Source organism: Companilactobacillus allii (assembly GCF_001971585.1).
Lineage (GTDB): Bacteria > Bacillota > Bacilli > Lactobacillales > Lactobacillaceae > Companilactobacillus > Companilactobacillus allii.
The window spans coordinates 1328038-1348417 of sequence record NZ_CP019323.1; the positions used below are offsets into that span (position 1 = coordinate 1328038).

Genomic DNA, 20380 nt, shown 5'->3' on the forward strand with positions numbered 1-20380 from the left:
TTTAAACTCTAACGACTATAATCATTGGCATCAGCCTTGGTAAATGCACCAACCAACTTATGTGGCAAATAAGGTTCTTCAAGGAAATCAACATCGTCCTTGCTCAAAGTTATATCCAAAGCATCAACAGCGTCAATAAGATGAGACTTTTTAGTAGCTCCAACGATTGGGGCAGCGACTTGAGGCTTTTGCAATAACCATGCCAAAGCAACTTGAGCACGTTTTACACCATATTTATCAGCAATCTCACCAACTCTTTGAACGATTGGTTCATCCTGTTCTTCAGTAGAATCATATTTAGAACGTGCAACTTTGTCTGTTTCATATCTCTTAGTAGTTGATGACCAATCTCTTGCCAATCTACCAGAAGCTAGTGGACTATAAGGTGTCACAGCTATATTCTTCTCTTCGCAAAGTGGCATCATTTCACGTTCTTCTTCTCTATACAACAAATTGAGATGATTTTGCATAGAGACAAATTCAGTCCAATTATGTTCTTTGGCTACTGCTTGTGCCTCAGCAAATTGCCAAGCAAACATAGCAGAGGCACCGATATATCTAGCTTTACCAGACTTAACAACATCATGCAAAGCCTCCATAGTTTCTTCAATAGGAGTATTGTAGTCAAAGCGATGGATGATGTATAAATCAACGTAATCAGTTTGAAGACGTTTCAAACTTTGGTCAATTTGAGACATGATTGCCTTACGTGATAGTCCAGCGTAGTTAGGCTTTTGTTCAGGCGTGAAGAATACTTTAGTGGCGAGAACTATTTGATCTCTGTCAGCGTACTTTTTCAAAGCATCCCCAACAAACTTCTCACTGTCACCATGCGAATAGATATTGGCAGTATCAAAGAAGTTAATACCCAAATCAAGGGCAGTCTTTATTACATCGGTACTCTTTTCTTCGTCTATAGCCCAAGGGAACATGCCAGTTGAGGCATTACCAAATCCCATAGTTCCTAAGGCAATTCTTGAAACATCTAATCCTGTGTTACCAAACTTTGTATATTTCATAAAGTGTATCCTTCCTTATAAAAAGTCTCAACAAACCTGAGGTAATCAAGCGTATTGAGACTTTTTAATTTAGCATATTTTTAAGATTCTCTGAATAAATCAAGTTCTTTTGATCTACAGAAAGATCTAAATCATCTATTGCAGAGACAATTTGATTGGTTGCTCCAAAAGGTGGAATACCAAATGGGGCATCTGTCCCAAACAATACGTGGCTAGCTTTGAAAAAGTCTACAGTTAACTCGAGTGCCTTAGGGTTTCCCAAAAGTGCAGTATCAACGTAGAATTTCTTGAAGTCATTATATTCAGTATCGGACATTGTATATTTGATACGTTGTGAGAAGAAGGGGATCATGGCACCAGCGTGGTGTACTAAAATTTTCAGATTGGGATACTTTTGGAAGTATCCTTTTTTGACCAAGTTATACATTGCTTGCGTCAATTCATATTCCCAGCTGAACGTAATATTGTTGTCACTACGAGATTCATCAAAGACTGGATGTAACCAGATAGGAATATTCAGTTCATTTAATTTAGCAAAAATTGGTTCGTATTCATCAGAAGTAATCGGCTTATTTAGAGCTCTAGTAAATAATTGAACTCCAATTAACTCGTCATTTTTTGTGATTTGTTCATCAATGATCTTTATAGCACCAGATACTGAGTTCATGGGCAACATCGCTACCGCAGACACGAAAATATCATTATCTTTTACCATGTTTATCAGTTCTTCATTTGCAAGATTGCATAGTTTCACTGAAGTCTTAATATCAACATAGTCTTCAGGGTTCAAATTAACATTGGAAATAACTTGCACGACATCAGATGCCAAACCAGTTTTTCTCTTTTCAATATCAGTTAATACATCATTTTGCAAATAAGGATTCTTGGCTAATAAATTATTATCGATTTGTTTCATTTGAGTGTAAAAATTACTAGGTAATACATGAGCGAATACATCAATTTTTGTCATAAGTTAAATCCATTCTGGTTTGTCACCGTCAGTATTTGGTTTGTTTAATCCTACACTTTCACCAATGTGTTTAGTAGGATCGTTCAATAATTTGATCACAAAATCTGCGATACTTTTTCGTGAGACCTCAGTACCCTTGAATGGTTCAGTTTTTTGTGTTGTTTCATAGTTGATTTCATCTTTGTTACTCATCCAAGCAGGACGAATCATTGTGTAATCTGTGTTTGAGGCTTCGATCAATTGTGCTGATTTTCTAAATCCGGGCAAATAATCGGCAATGGCTTGTTCGTTCCATTCTCCAAATTTACCGGGGACTTCATGATAGGCACCAAGTGAACTGATAAAAATCAAACGCTTTTTACCAGCTTGTTTCATAGCGTTGAGAAGGCTAGTTGCTTGGTCTGCTAAGTTAGGTCCACCGACGTTTGAATAAACTATATCGACACCATCCATTGTTTTAGCCAAAGAATCTGTATCAAGAATATCACCATCAACCAATTCTACACGGTCATTTGTTTCATATTGATTCAAGCGACTACTGTTTCGCAAGAACAAAACTAGTTGATCGTCAGTTTCGTTGAGCAATCTGTCAGTAACAATCCTTGCTGTCTGACCATGTGCGCCAACGATTAGAACTTTTGTCATATATATTCCTCCTTTCGATGATTAAATCATATACCTTGAAGTTTACTTTAAGGCAACTATTAAATGTGATTAATTCATAGGTTTTTCCCAAGAACCTTTAGTTTCAACGTTTGCTTGATCTGCAAGTGTCTCTAATTTTTCAATTTCTGCTGATGTTAACTTGATAGTTATAGCTTGTTTAGTTTCACCAATATATTTTTCTTTAGTTACACCGATGATTGGTAGGGTATTTTTGTTGATGGCCCAACTTTGTGCTATTTGTGCGGCGGATGCATCATATTTCTTACCGATTTCACTCAATTCATTTGTCAGAGCTTCTAGTTCTGGTAACATCTTGTTATATTTGGATGCTCTAGAGCTACCTGCTGGTAGGGGATTGTTAGTATTGTATTTACCACTCAAGGCACCTTGTTCCAATACCATGTATGAGAAGAAATCGATATTATTTTCATTACAGTAATCGATAATTCCGGCCTTTTCAGATGAACGATATAGTAAACTGTAGTGATTTTGGATAGCTGAAATACTGATTCCTTCTTTTTGAAGAATACTATTTGCTAGCTTTATTTCGTCCAAATTATGGTTTGAAACACCAACGCGTTTGATCTTGCCACTTTTAACTAAGGGAATTAGTTGAGGAGTCCATTTTTCTACGTCAGCAGGATTATGAATCCAATAAATGTCAACATAGTCTGTATGTAATCTCTTGAGACTTCCTTCGAGCATATTTGCCATGGCGTTTTCACTGTCATCAGCAATTTGTGGTGTGAATTTAGTTGATAGTAGGTAATCTTCTCGTTTATAGTACTTTAACAAATCACCAACGAATGTTTCAGAGGCACCCATTCCATAGACTGCAGCAGTATCCCATAGGTTAAGTCCAGCACTCATAGCCGAATCAACAACTGGTTTTAGGTCTTTAGTAGTAAGTGGATCACCAAAGACTTCCTCAGAGCCCCAAGCCCAAGTTCCAAGTGCTACTGATGGTAAATTTTGTTCAGTCATATTAAAAGTTCCTTCTTTCAGTTTAAATGTTCAGTAAGTCCATATTAGATCAATGGATTTATGATGTACAATACTTATAATAAATAGTTTGAAATGCCTAAAAGTAATAATTAGATCAATAAAGGAGATATTTATGGAGATTAGAGTATTGAATTATTTCTTGGCCATTGCTAGAGAAGAGAATATTACTAAAGCTGCGATATCTTTGAATGTAACTCAACCAACCTTGTCCAGACAATTACAACAATTGGAAGAAGAACTGGGTGTGAAACTTTTTGAAAAAGAAAAGCGTAAGATGGTTTTGACAAATGAAGGGATGCTGTTGAAAAGACGTGCCCAAGAAATAGTTTCATTGACGGACAAGACTGTTAATGAGGTTTCACATAAAGATCTGGATCTTAGTGGAGAGATTACTATTGGATCTGGAGAATTGAAGAGTGTTGATACATTATCCAAGATCATTGTTGGATTTGAGAATAAATACCCAGAGGTAACATTTAATGTGTTCAGTGGTAATAGTGAAGACATCAAGAATCGAATGGACCAAGGAATGATTGATATCGCGTTATTTTTAGAACCGATAAATATAGAAAAATACGATTTCTTGAGAATGAATGTGAATGAGACTTTCGGATTACTGGTAAGAAATGATTCAAAATTGGCCCAAAAATCATTTATTGAACCAAAGGACCTACAAGATGTTTCTCTTATCATGTCAACTAGGGCAGCCGTTAATCATGAATTAATGAATTGGTTTGGAAACTATCAAAAGAAATTGAAGATAATCTCAAATTACAACTTGATTTATAACAGTGTTAAATTAGTTCAAAATGGCTTGGGAGCAATGGTGTGTCTTAAACTAGATGTTAATTATCAGAATCTAGTATTTGTTCCTTTGAGGGATGCACCTATTTTGAATTCTGTTGTTGCATGGCATTCAGGACAGGTTTTCTCTAGAACTACTACAGCCTTTGTGGAATATCTAAAAAATTGTTTACAGTAAAGAACTGGTTATGCTTTCTTTTTAGATTTCATTTTGTATAATTAATAAGTTAATTAAGGTCAAAATTATTGGGGAGCTGGTTTAAATTTGAATGAGAAGAAGTCTTGGTGGGGGAGCCCACGAACTATTACCAATACGATCCAAAATCGTAAAATTTCTTGGCTAGAATTATTTTCAGACTTAATCTATGTTGTCATTATTCATAGCTTTGTAGAGAACTTAACCGAGCATTTTGATTTTGTAGGTTTTGTGACATTTTGGGTTTTATTTTTATTTTTTTTCAACACTTGGACAAATATGGTGTTGTACTTTGATCTTCATGGTGAGAATAATCTACGTAATGTTTTTTTTGCATTATTACAAGTAGTCTCCATTGCAATAACCGCCACATTTGCGGGGGACTTTTTTGAAGGTAATTATACGGGATTCATTTTAGCGTATTCTTTCAATCAATTGATTTACATGTACTTGTATTTGAAGACAATGATTGCTGATCCGTTACATGCAATCACTACACGGCCTTTTCTGATTAATTATGTCGTTGGTGAAATAATATTTATCGGCAGTATTTTTGTAGGAAACATTAATTTACAACGTTTAATGATTTTTATAAGTTTATTGATATTTGTTAGTACGGTAATGATAGAGAATAGGAACTTTGATAAGGAATTCAAGATGAGGAAGATACCTTTTGAATTGAATTCGGCTATTTTGGAACGATATGGTTTGTTTACGATGATAGTACTAGGAGAATCATTAGCTGGAATTATCGAACACATGACTGAGGAACATACTCATTTGGTTGATTATAGTCACTTTGTGCTAGCCATTATTTGTATTATCGGTACCTGGATGATTTACTATACTATGATGGATGAAAGACAAGTTTTAGCTAAAAGATATGCTCCAATCTCTTTGTTTAGAGGAATACATAGATTCTTAATAGCATGTCTAATCTTACAATCATTCTTTATATCAAGAATCGTTGATGAATTTTCACCAATATATTTCCAAGGATTATCTGTGGTGACAATAGCTTCATTATTGGCGTTGTTGGCACTAACTAGAGGCAAATTATTCAATCCCAATCCTTTGTCGAATAAAGAAACTACAGCTATAGTGATTTTGATCTTAGTCATTTTAGTAATGTCATTTGTACCAATATTCACTGGGTTGTTAGTCGACGATTTAGTAATGTTAACAGTAGGTGTTTGGCTTTGGACTTTGAAATCATAAAAGAGTAAGCAAAAAGGAACCGGAAATTTTAATCCGATTCCTTTTTATTTGCACTATCTACGGCTTAACTTCACAACTGTTTCAACGTGTGGAGTTTGTGGGAACATATCAACTGGTTGTAGGTAATCAACACGATATTTATTAGTTAAACGTGTTAAGTCCTTTGCCAAAGTTGAAGGGTTACATGAGATATAGACAAGTTTCTCTGGTCTATGACGCAATAATGTATCGATCAATTTACCATCTAATCCTGTACGTGGAGGATCAACGATGATGGCATTTGGCTTGATGTGGTCAGTTAATAATTCTGGATATACTTCATCAACTGAACCTACATAATAGTCAGCGTTGTCGATCTTGTTCAATTCAGCATTCTTCTTAGCATCAGCTATTGCTTCTGGAATTATTTCGATTCCGTAAACATGGTCGACTTTTTTGGCAAGTGTGATACCGATAGTACCAACACCACAGTAGGCATCCAGCAAGACATCTTGTTCTTGAGGGTTCAATGCGGTCGTGGCAATATCGTATAACTTGTCAGTTTGAATTGAGTTGAGTTGCAAGAATGCACGTGGTGAAAGGTTGAAGACATAGCCATTGATATCTTCTTGTAAATATTCATCACCCCAAACAAGTCTTGTCTCATCTCCCCAAACACTACCTTTGTCATCAGTGTTGATGTTTTGAGAAATAGAGCTAACTTCTGGGATTAATTCATTGATTTTTTCGATGATTTTACGTTCTTTTAAGAACTTCTTTGAACGAGTGATGAAGGTAACTTGAAGTTTGTTAAACTCTACTGATTGACGTATTACGATCATGCGTAGAATTCCTGATTTTGCCTCAGGATTATATACTGGAATACCAAGTTCCTTAATGATATCAACAATTTTGCGCATTGCAGTCATTGTTAGATCCATCTGGGTAGGCATTTCTTTTAGATCAACCAATTGTTGTGTGCCATCTTTGTATAATCCACAAAGTATTTCACCGTCAATTTCTTGAATAGGGAATTGCGCCTTGTTACGGTATTTTTCCTGTTGTGGTGAGGGAATAGTTGGTTTGATATTGTAGTGTTCATATGCATAAGGTTTGTATTTCTCAATTGATTCACGCAAAATATCTGCTTTGAATCTTAGTTGGTCATCATATTTAATATGAGCAAATTCCAAGCCTCCAACCTCACTAGCAAGTTCTGGAGTTTCTGGATTACGAAAAGGACTAGCTTCTCTTATTTTATGAATTTTACCATTTAAGAATTTAGGGTGAACTTCGGTGATCTCACAAACGATGACATCTTCAGGTACAGCTCTTGGTACGAAGACGATAACGTGTTTGAAGAAACCAATTCCTTCACCGTTAATTCCGATTCTTTTGATTGTAAGTGGGAAACGGTCGCCCACTTCGAGTTCTTCTGTTATATTAGTATCCATTAGATTTTTCCTTTTTTTAAAAATGCGGTAAGCTACACTAGAGTATAACATGTGAGGTGAGGATATTGGCAAAAGTAACAAAAATACAGGCTCAAAAACGAAAAGGAAGATACAATGTTTACCTCGATGGTGAATATTCATTCCCAGTTAGTGAGACGACATTAGTTGATTATCGATTGATGAATGGTCTTGAATTAGATGATGCACAAATAAAAGAAATAAAATCACGTGAGAACATAAATAAAGCTTACGGTGATGCAGTGAATTATTTGAGTTATGAACTACGAACTGAAAAGGAAATGCGTGATTACTTATATAAGAAAGAATATAGTTCACCAGTTGTTTTTTCAGTTATGGAACGTCTCCAGAAACTAAATTATATGGACGATAATGCTTATGCAGTAAGTTTCATTAATACACAGTTGAATACGACTGCGAATGGTCCTAAAGTGATTAGACAAAAAATGATTCAAAAAGGTGTCCCAGCGACGATCATTGAAGATAAGTTATCTGAGATCGATCAGGACAAATTGTTGGAGAATGCTACTGTATTTGCTGGTAAGCAAGTTAGAAAACAACGCCATAAGTCCTTCCAACAGATGATGACTAAGCTTAAACAAGGACTATATCAAAAAGGATATAGTGGAGAAATCATTAGCCAAGCAATTGATGACTTAGAACTAGAACGTGACGATGAGTCTGAAACTGAGAATTTACAGTTATTGGTGGAAAAAGTAAAGCATAGGTATAATAATCCTGCCAAATTAATAAATTATCTGATGACTAAAGGATATAGATACGATGCTATCAAAAAAGTTCTGAAAGGTGAGTAGGTTTTTCGATACATAATATCTTTCAATTGTTTCACAGCTCTGTTATAATTTTTCGTGAACAAGAAGCGGAAAGCCGGGTAATTTATGCAGATTCCTAAAGAAGGAGATTACGTGGCAATCCAAAGTTATAAGCATGATGGTCATTTACATCGTACTTGGCGTGAAACAATGGTGTTAAAGACAAGTGAGAATGAGATAATCGGCTGTAATGAGAATACTCTTGTTACTGAATCAGATGGTCGTCGATGGGTAACACGAGAACCGGCTTTGGTTTATTTTCATAAACATTACTGGTTCAATATTATTACCATGATACGAGAAAGCGGAGTATCCTACTACTGCAATTTAGCGACACCGTTTGCCTTAGATAAAGAAGCTATCAAATATATTGATTACGATTTGGATGTAAAGGTCTTTCCAGATGGAGAGAAGCGTCTACTTGATGTTGATGAATATGCAGCACATAGTAAGATGTGGAATTATCCACCAGAGATAGATGCAATTTTACATCGGAATGTCGACATTTTAATTGATTGGATAGATAAGGGAAAGGGTCCTTTCTCTCAATCTTACGTAGATTTATGGATGCAAAGATATGAAGAATTGTCACACCATTAATTCGGATTGCCCATACACATTAAAAAAACAAGCTGAGACTATTGAAGTCTCAGCTTGTTTTTTTCGAGTTTTTCGTATGTGGCAGTTAAATTATTGATTTATTTTATCATTTTCTTCATCTAGTGAGATACCAGATAAGAATTCTTTGGTACGTGGAGTTGGATTACCGAAGAATTCCTTTGTGGAACCATCGTAGATCTTGTTTCCATCCTCGATAAAGACGATCTTATCAGATACCAATCTAGCAAATTCCATATTATGTGTAACGATGACCATTGATTGTCCTTGTTGGCATAACTTCTCTAGGATACGAAGAACTTGAGTTTCAAGTTCCGGATCAAGAGCACTAGTTGGTTCGTCCAAAAGGATATATTCAGGGTTCATAGCAAGTGCACGACAGATGGAGATACGTTGTTGTTGACCACCTGAAAGTTGACTCGGATAACGATCCTCTAACCCGGCTAGTCCAACTTCTTTGATGAGACTCTTGGCAAGTGTCTGTGCATCTTCTTTTGAACGTTTTAAAACAGTGATAGGTGCAGTTGTAATGTTGTCAATTACAGTTAGGTTAGGGAACAAGTTCCAGTTTTGGAACACCATACTTGTTTTACGTCGTAAGTCAAAACTATCCTTTTTGGAAATCGGCCTGGAGTAGTCGATTGATAGGTCAGGAAAACTAACGGTGCCACTTTCTGGTCTAACCAACATATCAAGAGATCTCAACAATGTCGATTTACCTGAACCAGAAGGTCCTAAGATAACTGTTGTTTTACCATCAGGGAAGTCAACCGAGATATCATTCAAGACGGTCTTGCCTTCGTATTGTTTATTGATGTGTTTTGCTGAAAGCATTAGTTTTGACCTCCCTTAACATATTTTGATGTACGACGTTCTAAGTAGTGTTGTAACCAACTTAGAAGTGAGCAGACGATAGCGTATAGTGCTGCTGCTAGTGTGTACATCAATAATGGTTGGTAGTTTTTGGCGGTTATTTGTTGGCTGACTTGGAACATTTCTAGGATAGTGATCGAACTGGCCAATGATGTATCTTTTACTAAACCAATAAATGAATTGGATAGTGGTGGTAGAGCAATTCGAACTGCTTGTGGAAGAACAATCTTCATCAAAGTTTGACGAGTAGTAAAGTTCAACGTATATGCCGCATCCCATTGATCTTGTGGTACAGATAACAAGGCAGAACGGATAGTCTCTGATGCATAGGCACCTGTGTTCAGTGAGAATCCAATAACAGCAGCGATAAAGGCTGGAAGTTGAATCCCCACACTAGGAAGTCCAAAGAAGATAATGAATAATTGGACTAGTAAAGGCGTAGAACGGAATAGCCAGACATAGAAGTTAGCTATTGCACGCAAGACTAGCCATGGGTATTTCAATGCCTTGTTTTCACTAGGTTGAATGAATTTGATCAGTGCTGTTAAAACGGCTAAGATCAATCCAAATATGAATGATATTATGGCTAATGGAATGGTGAATTGAAGCATAGCTCCAATCATTTCCGGCAGTGATGAAATAATTATGTGCCACATGAAACGAAACCCCCTCGAAAGTTAAATATTATTTTTTGGTGATATCTTCACCGAAGTACTTGATAGAAAGCTTCTTCATAGTTCCGTCTTTGTAAAGCTTCTTGATAGCTTTGTTGACGTCATTACGTAGACCAGTTGATTTCTTGTTGTAAATTGGAGCAATCTTGGATGCAGCGATGTACTTAGATGAGATAACTTGGTACTTAAGATCAGTATTCTTGTGATCTTTCTTCCATGTTAAGAAAGCCTCTTTAGAGTTAACAGCAGCAACAACACGTCCTTGATCGATCATAGACATAGATGTTTGGAAGTCAGATGATGGAACGATGTCTGCACCGTACTTTTCAGCCTTATTGTAGTTATCAGTACCAGTACCTGCGGCAACTTTCTTGCCCTTAATATCGGTTATATTCTTGATATCAGTGTTATCTTTTTTCAAGATCAAAGCTGATCTTGAATAGATGTAAGGCGTTGAGAAAATATATTGTTTCTCACGTGACTTGTTCATAGCAACATTATTGATGACAACATCAAATGTGTTTGAATTCAAACCAGCAATAAGTGAATCCCACTTAGTAGGAACAAACTTAACCTTTAATCCCATTTCTTTAGCAATATCTCTGGCAAAATCAACTTCAAACCCCTTAAGCTTACCATCTTCACGATATGAATATGGTGCATAAGTACCCTCAAGTCCGACAGTTAATGTACCTTTTGTCTTGGTATTTGTTGCATCTTTGTTACTTGAGCATCCTGTAAGGATAAGTACCAATGCAGCAATAGTTGTTAAAAGTAAAACTAGACGTTTCTTCATATTTAAAACTCTCCCCATAAAAAATTTACATTTCTTATTCTCTCATAACTTTACGTTTTATAAAAAAAATATAACTTTTAAAACTTAAATAAATCTGTAGATAGATATCTTTCGCCGTTGTCTGGTGCGACTGTAACCACTTTCTTACCTTTACCAAGTTTTTTGGCGATTTGGATGGCTCCGTATATATTGGCTCCAGATGAAATACCAGGTAGGAATCCTTCTTTCTTGCTTACTTCTTGTGCTGTTTGAATAGCTTGATCACTAGTTACTTCGACAATATCTGAATATGAATCTTGGTCAAGAGTATCAGGAATCATACCAGCACTAATACCTTGAATCTTGTGTGGGCCAGTTTTACCTTCCTTTAATAGAGGGGATTCAGCGGCTTCTAGAGCGTAGATTGTTATATCTGGGTATTTCTTAGTTAATGCATGACTAACACCAGATAAGGTACCACCAGTACCGACACCGGCAACAAAGGCATCTATTGAGTCATCACCAAAAGCGTCAATGATCTCCTTACCAGTTGTTTTTTCATGAATAGCTGGATTAGCAGGGTTAGTAAATTGCATAGGTAGGAAGTATCCCTTTTCTTCTGCTAGATCTTTGGCACGTTTAATGGCACCACCCATTCCTTCACTTCCAGGTGTTAATACAAGTTTTGTACCGTAACCTTGCATAAGCTTACGACGTTCAACACTCATTGTGTCTGGCATCATGATGATCAAGTGGTAACCCTTAGCAGCAGAAACTAATGAAAGACCGATCCCAGTATTTCCAGAAGTTGGTTCAACGATTGTATCTCCTGGTTTGATTTTGCCGGACTTTTCAGCGTCTTCGATCATTGCTAGTGCAATTCTATCTTTGATAGAGCTTCCAGGATTGAAGAATTCCAACTTTACATATACGTCAGCGGCGTCATCTGGAACGACCTTGTTTAATTTAACGATTGGAGTATCTCCAATTAATTCAGTAATGTTATCGGCAATTTTTGTCATAATTTTTTTCTCCTAAGATTTAATTAATTTGGTATCTTTTATACAATTCAACCAATTACTGAAGAATTGTATCTGTGTTTCTTTCCATGTGAACATGGGGTGTTTATCTATTGGTGAATAGTAATTCCTAGCCGGGAATGCATTGGGTACTTTTCCACTGGCTAATTCTCTTTTATATTCATCATCTAATCCGTTTTGTGGATATTCAAGATGTGAGAAGATGAATACTTGCGGTCGTATTTTGGATGTTACCAAAGTTAAGAGACCATTCTCACTTACTGCATTTATTTCTAGCGATGAATTATCTGCAATATCTTGATGATTCATCTCAGCATATCTTGCATGTGGGGCAGGGAACTCATTAGAAACATTGTGTAATAAATAAGTATCATTGGTAATGTTGTTTTGATAAATACCAAAAGTCTTATGAGGCAAGATACTTTTTTTGATTTGATAAAAGTGATCCATTGCAGCCATAGCGCCCCAACAAATATATAATTGTGGGATATTCAATTGATTTAGTTTGTCTAGTAATTCGTTGATCTCTTGAATATAGGTCACTTGTTCAAAATTCAATTTTTCAACGGGGCTACCCGTTATGATGAATCCATCAAATTGACTGATTTCACTTAGATCCAGTGGTTTCATCGTTTCAGTGATTCGTGTATCTAAAACGCGGTCTACATAGCGAGTAGCTGAATAATAAAAAGTTAAGTCAACTGATTCATCTTTTAGAATGTGTTCGAAATTTTGATTGGTCGGGATCTTTTCTTGCATTAGATTCAAAATCCCAATTTTAACGTGTTCCACAACAAACTCCTTTCTGGTAGTGGATATAAAAAAAGAGGGCTGACAATGTCAGCCCTCTTTGAAATTATAGTTTTCACTACGTGTTATCAATTGAGTGGTATTAGACATGTCGAAAAAGTATAGTAATTTTGCATTACTACACAACAACATGCTTGCATTTGTTTTACATTGTTAAGATTCATCATGTCAACTACCTCCATCAATTAAGTTGTCTCAAGCCTATTATTAATTTTTAAATAAGTCAAGAATTATTTATTCTTTTTCTCAGTGTAGATCGACAAAGTCTCAAATTCTAAGTAAGAGGCTAATGTCAACGAAACCATCAATACCAATACTAACCAGCCTAGAGTTGTGCCCATTATTTGTTGAAGCGTGAGGACTTTTGCTACTATGTAAATACTTGCTAGTGACAAGAAGAAATCAAAGACAAGATTTAGTCCGATGACGACTTTACTTCGCTCTAGAATAAAAAAGTTTATTAAGCTTTTTAGAGATTTGCGGTTGGCGCTACGATACATTATCAGTACTGGACGTTGTGCAATTACTTTTACAGCAAACATCCCAAGTGACCCAACAATTCCACCGACCAAAACACGCCAAGTCAACGCGTGTAAGACTAAGGCGTTATATGAGACACCAACTACTAGTAGACAAATAATGTATGGAATGATAAAAAACAGGATATAAATAATGGTGATTTTTTTATTCGACATTTTAAAAAACTCCCTAATGTGCAATTAATACTATTCTATCATGAAAAACCTTTATTGTTGAAAGCAATAACACCTGCTATAATGTTTTTGTCTATTTAATTTTACAATTTTACATATGAAAGAGAGTGAAAGATTCGATGAGTGATGACCCGACCGGAGCGACGCTGACTGGACAGCTGATTTTGATAGTAGTGCTTACGTTCCTTAATGCTTTTTTTGCCGCAGGTGAAATGGCAATTGTTTCTGTTAATAAAACTTCCGTTGAGGAAAAGGCAAAGGATGGTAATCGCAAAGCTATTAAGATATTGCAAGCGATTAATCATCCCAATAATTTCCTATCAACGATACAAGTAGCAATTACTTTGGCTGGATTCCTATCATCAGCTAGTGCGGCTACAAGTTTGACTGGTGTTATGGAAGGATTAATTGGTAAATTTCCTGGTAGTAGAGAATTATCTATCGTTATAATAACGATTATTCTATCATACTTCACATTGGTATTAGGAGAGCTTTACCCCAAGCGTATAGCGTTACATAGCCCATATAAAGTGGCTAGTGCAACTGAACCGGTAGTTTCCATTTTTGGGAAGATTTTAAAACCATTTGTTTGGTTATTGACTAAGTCAATTGATCTACTTATGAAAATCACACCGATTGATTTTAGTAAAAAAGACGATAAGGTCACTCGTAATGAAATGATGGCGACGATTCAAAAGTCTCGCCAGAGTGGAACAATTAATTCGGACGAGTATCAAATGCTTCAAGGAATCATTCGATTTGGTGATACAACCATTCGTGAGATCATGGTCCCAAGAATCGATACTTTTATGATTGATATCAATGATCCTATAGATAAGAATATTGATGCCATTTTGAGTCAACCATTTTCAAGGATCCCCGTTTATGGTGGTGACAAGGATACTATTATAGGTATCGTTCATATCAAGAACTTGCTCAAAAAAGCTCGTGAATCTGGTTTTGAAAATATTACTTTGAAAGAAATTATGACAGAACCGCTCTTTGTTCAAGAATCAACTAATATTGATTCAGTTCTAATTAAAATGCGTTCTACACAAACACAAATCGCCATGGTAGTTGATGAATATGGTGGTATTGTTGGTCTTGCAACAATTGAAGACTTGATCGAGGAAATTGTCGGTGAAATCGATGATGAGTATGATGAAGTTACGACTAATTATCGTCGTCTTAGTTCTAATAAGTACTCAGTTATTGGTCGTTTTTCACTGGAAGACTTCAATGATCTGTTTAATGAAGACCTTGAAGCAGAAGATGTCGATACCATTGCCGGATATTTGATCGCCAATATCGGTGAGATTCCAGATGAGAATCATCCTAAGTCTTTCACACTAGAAGATGGATTGATCCTTACTTCGGATGAAATGAATGGATCTCGTATTGAGAAGGTATTAGTAACACTTCCTGATTCAAAAACGAAATCTGTAATGGCTAATACATTTAGAAATAAATAATGAGAAGGCGAAAGTTATCGCCTTCTTTTACTGTGATAATACAAAAATAGGAGTTAAATATGGATCAAAAACAATTAAATAATGAAGTAAAAAAGCGTCGAACCTTTGCAATTATTTCTCACCCGGATGCTGGTAAAACAACCATCACTGAACAAATGTTGTATTTTGGTGGAGTTATTCGTTCAGCTGGTACAGTTAAAGCTAAGAAGTCTGGTCAGTTTGCCACAAGTGATTGGATGGAAATTGAAAAGAAGCGTGGGATCTCAGTAACTAGTTCAGTTATGCAATTCCATTACCGTGACAAGGATGTCAATATCCTTGATACTCCAGGACATGAGGATTTCTCAGAAGATACTTATCGTACCTTGATGGCTGTTGATGCTGCCGTCATGGTTATTGATTCCGCAAAGGGTATTGAACCACAAACTAAGAAGTTATTTAAAGTTGTTAAAAAACGTGGTATTCCTATCTTCACATTCATGAATAAGTTGGATCGTGATGGTCGTGACCCACTTGACTTAATTGCTGAATTGGAAGATTTACTTAACATTGAAGGCTGTGCTATGAATTGGCCTATCGGTATGGGTAAGGAATTAAAGGGACTTTATGATATTACAAATAATCGTGTTGAATTGTATCGTAAAGAAGGCGATGACAGATACTTGCCATTGGATGAAAACAACAAATTACCTGCTGGTAATGATCTTGAAGGTGAAGGTGTCTACGACCAAGCTGTTGGGGAAGTAGATTTGATAAAAGAAGCAGGTAATACTTTTGACATCAAAAAGATTCAAGCTGGTAACCAAACACCTGTGTTCTTTGGTTCAGCTTTAACTAACTTTGGAGTACAAACATTCTTGGATTCATTCCTTGATATGGCACCAGCTCCTGGCGAACATAAAATGCAAAATAGTGACGATATCGTAAAACCTGATGATACAGAATTCTCAGCTTTTGTATTCAAGATTCAAGCTAATATGAATCCAAATCATCGTGATAGAATTGCTTTTGTTAGAATTTGTTCCGGCGAATTTGAAAAGGGGATAGACGTCACCCTTCAAAGAACTGGGAAAGTCATGCGTTTGAATAATGCGACTGAATTCATGTCCGACCAAAGAGAACAAGTTAAATCAGCCGTTGCCGGTGATATTGTTGGTTTGTATGATACCGGTAATTTCCAAATTGGCGATACTATATATACAGGTAAGAAGGAAGTACAGTTTGAAGACTTACCACAATTTACACCTGAAATGTTCATGCAAGTTCAAGCTAAAAATGTCATGAAACAAAAGTCATTCCACAAAGGAATGCAACAACTAGTCCAAGAAGGAGCCGTTCAATTGTATAGAACATATACAACAAATGACTACATATTAGGTGCAGTTGGTCAACTTCAATTTGAAGTTTTCCAATTCCGTATGAAGAACGAATATAACTGTGACGTAGTAATGAATCCAATCGGATCAAGAACAGCAAGATGGATCGACCCAGAACAATTAGATCCAGCAATGTCCTCAACAAGAAATATGTTAGTTAAGGATATGGAAGACCAACCATTGTTCTTGTTTGAGAATAGATTCGCCGAAAATTGGTTTGTTAATAAGTATCCAGATGTTAAATTGAGCTCTAAGCTATAGAGCCAGAGCGATACAAAACACGGGAATTTCCGAGCATTAACGTAAATTATCCTGACATTCACAAAGTGAATATCAGGATAATTTTTGTTAAGCGGAAGAAATTGTGTTTTGTATCGCGTTTCAGCAAGTTTGAGGATAAAAAAGAAAAGCACAAATCCTTTTAACTAGAAAAAAGTAAGAAGAGAAGAAATTGTGTTTTGAATCGCGTTTGGAGTAAGTTTGAGGACAGAAGATAAGAAATTGTGTTTTGTATCGCAAACAACAATCTAGTCATAATTTACATTATGTAAATTAAATTAAACAATAAATAGTGATATTCTTTACTGTAATTGACCAAGTACCTTGATGGTCTAACTGGAGGCTCACTATGTGTACAGGAATTAGTTATGAATCAACCGATAATCAGGAATTCTTCGGAAGAACTCAAGAATACAATTTGGAGTATGACTATGTGCTTGCACAATTTCCACGTGATTACGTTGTCGATATAAGTGCAAGTAAGTGGAAAACGAAGTATTCCGTGATCGGAGTATCAGCTAGAATCGATCATCAGCTTATGCCGACTGTTTTGGATGGATTAAACGAGTTTGGGTTGGCATGTTCAACACAGTATTTTGCCGAAGATAACATCTACAACACAATGGATGAGATAATTGAGGAAGGTAAGAGTCCGGTATATGCCGAACAATTCATTTTTTATATTCTATCTATGTGTAAAGATATTGACGATGTTAAACAAATATTGAAGAGCGTTGCCATACCAAATAGTTCCATTGTTCAAAAGACTGGCTTACCTCAGCACTTTTTCATCAAAGATGGTAGTGGTAGAAGTATTGTTGTCGAACCATCAATTGCTGCTGAATTTGGCTTTAACGTTTACGAGAACAAAATAGGAGTTATGACTAATAGCCCATCATTTGACTGGCAAGTAACGAATTTGAAGAATTATACTGGTTTAACAACAAAATTTCAAAATGATCTACAATTGAATAACACCACGATCAAATCCCTAGGTAAAAGTTCAGGATTGATTGGATTACCGGGTGATTACACAGCTCCATCTAGATTTGTTAAGGCCACAACTTTGTTGAATTTTTCTGAAAAAACAGATAGTAATAATTCTATTAATCTAGGATTTCATATTCTTTCAATGTCTGATATCCCAAAGGGTGTTGTGATATGTGCAGATGGAACTTCTGAATATACGCAATACACATCTTTGTACAATCAGACCAAAAGAGAATTATATATCAAACTTTATGATAACTTGGACGTCCAAAAAATTACTTTTAGTGATGAGTATGCTAATAATAGTGAACCTAAGATATATGAACTTGTTAAAGAATCACACTATAAAGAATTGAAATAAGAAAATGGCTCGATATTCAGATTTTTGAATATCGGGTCATTTTTGGTATTATATTAAGGTTGTTAATTACGAGGTGGTAGTTTTATGGATAAGAAATTATCGTGGAGAAATTCACTATTTATTGGTTCAATGCTGTTTGGACTATTTTTTGGAGCTGGAAATTTAATATTTCCAGTATTCTTGGGTCAACAAGCAGGTAGTCATGTAGGACTAGCTATATCGGGATTCCTAATAACTGGAATTGGCTTGCCACTACTTGGAGTTGCTGGTATGGGGATGACTAGATCAAGCAGTGTCTTTGAACTAGCTGAACATGTCAATAAACCCTTTGCATATGTGTTTACAATATTACTGTATCTAACCATCGGTCCGTTATTTGCGACTCCTAGGTTAGCTACAACGTCATTTCAAATGGGAATATCGCCATTTGTGTCATCAGATAATCGCAGAGGATTCTTAATAATTTTCTCAATTGTGTTTTTTATAGTCGCTTGGCTCTTTGCTCGTAAACCGAGTAACATAATGACTTATGTTGGAAAGTGGTTAACACCAACCTTCTTGATTCTTTTGGGGATTTTGATCGTTGTGGCGTTGGTCAAGCCAATGGGTAACTTCTCAGCGACTCCACAAGGAATGTACAAAAAAAGCCCTGTTCTCACAGGGTTTACTGAAGGATATAATACTATGGATGCCTTGGCATCATTGGTGTTTGGGGTAGTAGTCATTGATGCGATCAAGGAACTAGGAATAACCAAGCCGGTTCAGATTGCCAAGGAGACCATTAAGTCTGGAGCAATAAGTATTATTTTGATGGGGATTTTGTATTCTTTATTAGCCATTATAGGAACGATGAGCCTTGGTAAATTAAGTTTGGCAACTAACGGCGGAGTTACACTGGCTCAGATATTCAAGTATTACTTTGGATCCGTTGGTAGCATATTATTGGCATTAATAGTTATTATCGCCTGTCTAAAAACGGCCATTGGATTGATATCTTCATTTGGGGATTCTATGACTGAGATTTTCCCCAAGACAAATTATCAAGCAATGATTGCTCTAGCAAGTGTAGTGTCATGTGTGATTGCTAATTTGGGCTTGACCAAGCTCATTAAGTATTCCACGCCAGTGTTGATGTTCATTTACCCTTTGGCAATCGTCATGATTTTATTGGCGGTTTTTTCACCAATCATAGGAACATCTTCGAAGGTATATAAAACGACCTTAGTATTTACTATAATCCCAGCAGTCTTTTCAGGAATGGAGAATTTACCTAAAGGACTACAAGTACGTTCTATTCTAAGTATCAATCAAGTTTTGCCATTTTCAAGCATGGGATTAGGCTGGATAATTCCAGCATTTTTAGGATTGATCATTGGCTACATATTGAGTAAATTAGATCACGTCTAGTGGAGTTTCTTTTGTTGGAGCAGGATAATACTTGTCCAATAGTTCTAACTCGTCATCAGTGAATCTGACATCGATTGAACCTAAGTTATCTTTGAGATGTTCAAGGGAGCTAGTCTTGGCGATACTTAACAAGTCATTATTTCTAATCACCCAAGCTAGTAATAGTTGGAAAATAGTGATGTGTTTTTGATTTGCCATATCGGTAATGATTTCTTGGGGATGCAAATAAGCATTTTTATCAGAGCCAAATGGTGAATAACCCATAAATGAAATATCATGTTCCTTTTGCCAAGGTAGTATCGAATATTCAATACCACGGCTTCCAATGTTGTAGAGGTTTTGGTTAACTTTACATTGATCACCATTAGGAACTGAATACAATTCTTTTAAGTCGTTTATATCAAAGTTTGAGACACCAAAATCTTTGATATAGCCGGCTTTTTTCATATCAACAAGTCCACTAATAGTCTCAGCAAGTGGAGTCTCACCACGCCAATGTAGTAAATATAGGTCCAAATAATCAGTCTGAAGTCGTTTGAGGGAGTGCTCTAAGCTATTCTTGATTAGTTTGGGAGTAGCGTGATAAGGGTAAAACTTAGATACTAGTTGGAATTTTTGCCTATCAAAATCTTTTATTGCTTCACCAACTAAAGTTTCTGCGGCACCTTCACCGTACATTTCAGCAGTATCGATCAAAGTTATTCCATGGTTTAAGCCATATTGAATAGTTTGGATCTCGGCAGATCCTTTAGATGGATCTTCACCGATTCGCCAAGTTCCCATACCAATGATAGAGGTAGGTTGATCATTAAATTGTATTTGTCGCATAA

The 20380-nt window shown here is 36.1% G+C and carries 20 protein-coding genes; 8 read left to right on the top strand and 12 right to left on the bottom strand.

The genetic code is table 11. The features are described from left to right. Window positions 1–8: 8 nt before the first annotated feature. From BTM29_RS06465 to BTM29_RS06480, 4 genes are all read right to left on the bottom strand, one after another. The gene (locus BTM29_RS06465) at window positions 9–1019 is read right to left on the bottom strand and encodes an aldo/keto reductase (RefSeq protein ID WP_076614912.1); all 1011 of its coding nucleotides are present in this window, start codon (window positions 1017–1019) and stop codon (window positions 9–11) included. A 64-nt stretch (window positions 1020–1083) separates the two neighbouring features. Beyond that, window positions 1084–1989 (bottom strand): amidohydrolase family protein, encoded by a 906-nt coding sequence (locus BTM29_RS06470; RefSeq protein ID WP_076614915.1) that lies wholly within the window; start codon window positions 1987–1989, stop codon window positions 1084–1086. A 3-nt stretch (window positions 1990–1992) separates the two neighbouring features. Then, window positions 1993–2634 carry an SDR family oxidoreductase gene (locus tag BTM29_RS06475; protein WP_076614919.1) on the bottom strand — a complete coding sequence of 214 codons (642 nt, stop codon included), beginning with the start codon at window positions 2632–2634 and terminating at the stop codon, window positions 1993–1995. Between the two features lie 69 nt (window positions 2635–2703). Next, window positions 2704–3639, bottom strand: a complete 936-nt coding sequence (locus tag BTM29_RS06480) for an aldo/keto reductase (protein WP_076614924.1) — start codon at window positions 3637–3639, stop codon at window positions 2704–2706. 133 nt (window positions 3640–3772) lie between these two features. Here BTM29_RS06480 and BTM29_RS06485 point away from each other — a divergent pair, with 133 nt between their 5' ends. Together BTM29_RS06485 and BTM29_RS06490 are read left to right on the top strand one after the other, a co-directional pair. Continuing rightward, a complete protein-coding gene (locus BTM29_RS06485) occupies window positions 3773–4642 on the top strand; it encodes a LysR family transcriptional regulator (RefSeq protein WP_076614927.1) in 870 nt (289 codons plus the stop codon). A gap of 87 nt (window positions 4643–4729) precedes the next feature. Next, window positions 4730–5878 (top strand): low temperature requirement protein A, encoded by a 1149-nt coding sequence (locus BTM29_RS06490; protein WP_076614931.1) that lies wholly within the window; start codon window positions 4730–4732, stop codon window positions 5876–5878. A 53-nt stretch (window positions 5879–5931) separates the two neighbouring features. Here the strand turns inward: BTM29_RS06490 and rlmD are convergent, their stop codons facing one another. Next, window positions 5932–7311: a 23S rRNA (uracil(1939)-C(5))-methyltransferase RlmD gene (rlmD, locus tag BTM29_RS06495; RefSeq protein ID WP_076614935.1), complete on the bottom strand. Its 1380-nt coding sequence runs from the start codon at window positions 7309–7311 to the stop codon at window positions 5932–5934. 65 nt (window positions 7312–7376) lie between these two features. Here rlmD and recX point away from each other — a divergent pair, with 65 nt between their 5' ends. Both recX and ntdP read left to right on the top strand, forming a co-directional pair. Continuing rightward, window positions 7377–8144: a recombination regulator RecX gene (recX, locus tag BTM29_RS06500; RefSeq protein WP_076614938.1), complete on the top strand. Its 768-nt coding sequence runs from the start codon at window positions 7377–7379 to the stop codon at window positions 8142–8144. Between the two features lie 84 nt (window positions 8145–8228). Further along, window positions 8229–8762 (top strand): nucleoside tri-diphosphate phosphatase, encoded by a 534-nt coding sequence (ntdP, locus tag BTM29_RS06505; RefSeq protein ID WP_076614941.1) that lies wholly within the window; start codon window positions 8229–8231, stop codon window positions 8760–8762. Window positions 8763–8852: 90 nt separating this feature from the next. Here ntdP and BTM29_RS06510 read toward each other — a convergent pair whose 3' ends face one another. The 6 genes from BTM29_RS06510 to BTM29_RS06535 form a co-directional block, all read right to left on the bottom strand. Beyond that, a complete protein-coding gene (locus BTM29_RS06510; protein WP_076614945.1) occupies window positions 8853–9614 on the bottom strand; it encodes an amino acid ABC transporter ATP-binding protein in 762 nt (253 codons plus the stop codon). Continuing rightward, entirely contained in the window at window positions 9614–10309 is a 696-nt protein-coding gene (locus BTM29_RS06515; RefSeq protein WP_076614948.1) for an amino acid ABC transporter permease, read from the bottom strand. The genes BTM29_RS06510 and BTM29_RS06515 overlap by 1 nt, the downstream gene beginning before the upstream one ends. A 28-nt stretch (window positions 10310–10337) precedes the next feature. Then, entirely contained in the window at window positions 10338–11123 is a 786-nt protein-coding gene (locus tag BTM29_RS06520) for a transporter substrate-binding domain-containing protein (RefSeq protein WP_076614951.1), read from the bottom strand. A gap of 77 nt (window positions 11124–11200) precedes the next feature. Further along, on the bottom strand, window positions 11201–12124 hold the full coding sequence (cysK, locus tag BTM29_RS06525) for a cysteine synthase A (RefSeq protein WP_076614954.1): 924 nt from the start codon (window positions 12122–12124) through the stop codon (window positions 11201–11203). A 12-nt stretch (window positions 12125–12136) separates the two neighbouring features. Further along, window positions 12137–12934, bottom strand: a complete 798-nt coding sequence (locus BTM29_RS06530; protein WP_076614957.1) for a homoserine O-acetyltransferase/O-succinyltransferase family protein — start codon at window positions 12932–12934, stop codon at window positions 12137–12139. Between the two features lie 248 nt (window positions 12935–13182). Next, window positions 13183–13647 (bottom strand): hypothetical protein, encoded by a 465-nt coding sequence (locus tag BTM29_RS06535; protein ID WP_076614962.1) that lies wholly within the window; start codon window positions 13645–13647, stop codon window positions 13183–13185. A 125-nt stretch (window positions 13648–13772) separates the two neighbouring features. Here BTM29_RS06535 and BTM29_RS06540 point away from each other — a divergent pair, with 125 nt between their 5' ends. The 4 genes from BTM29_RS06540 (at window position 13773) to brnQ (ending at window position 19550) form a co-directional block, all read left to right on the top strand. Then, window positions 13773–15137: a hemolysin family protein gene (locus tag BTM29_RS06540; protein WP_225972183.1), complete on the top strand. Its 1365-nt coding sequence runs from the start codon at window positions 13773–13775 to the stop codon at window positions 15135–15137. A 59-nt stretch (window positions 15138–15196) separates the two neighbouring features. Next, the gene (locus BTM29_RS06545) at window positions 15197–16774 is read left to right on the top strand and encodes a peptide chain release factor 3 (protein ID WP_076614971.1); all 1578 of its coding nucleotides are present in this window, start codon (window positions 15197–15199) and stop codon (window positions 16772–16774) included. Window positions 16775–17141: 367 nt separating this feature from the next. Further along, a complete protein-coding gene (locus BTM29_RS06550) occupies window positions 17142–18143 on the top strand; it encodes a choloylglycine hydrolase family protein (protein WP_076614975.1) in 1002 nt (333 codons plus the stop codon). Window positions 18144–18227: 84 nt separating this feature from the next. Beyond that, window positions 18228–19550 (top strand): branched-chain amino acid transport system II carrier protein, encoded by a 1323-nt coding sequence (gene brnQ, locus BTM29_RS06555; protein WP_076614979.1) that lies wholly within the window; start codon window positions 18228–18230, stop codon window positions 19548–19550. Here the strand turns inward: brnQ and BTM29_RS06560 are convergent. Then, a complete protein-coding gene (locus tag BTM29_RS06560; protein WP_076614983.1) occupies window positions 19536–20378 on the bottom strand; it encodes an aldo/keto reductase in 843 nt (280 codons plus the stop codon). The genes brnQ and BTM29_RS06560 overlap by 15 nt on opposite strands. Between the last annotated feature and the right edge of the window lie 2 nt (window positions 20379–20380).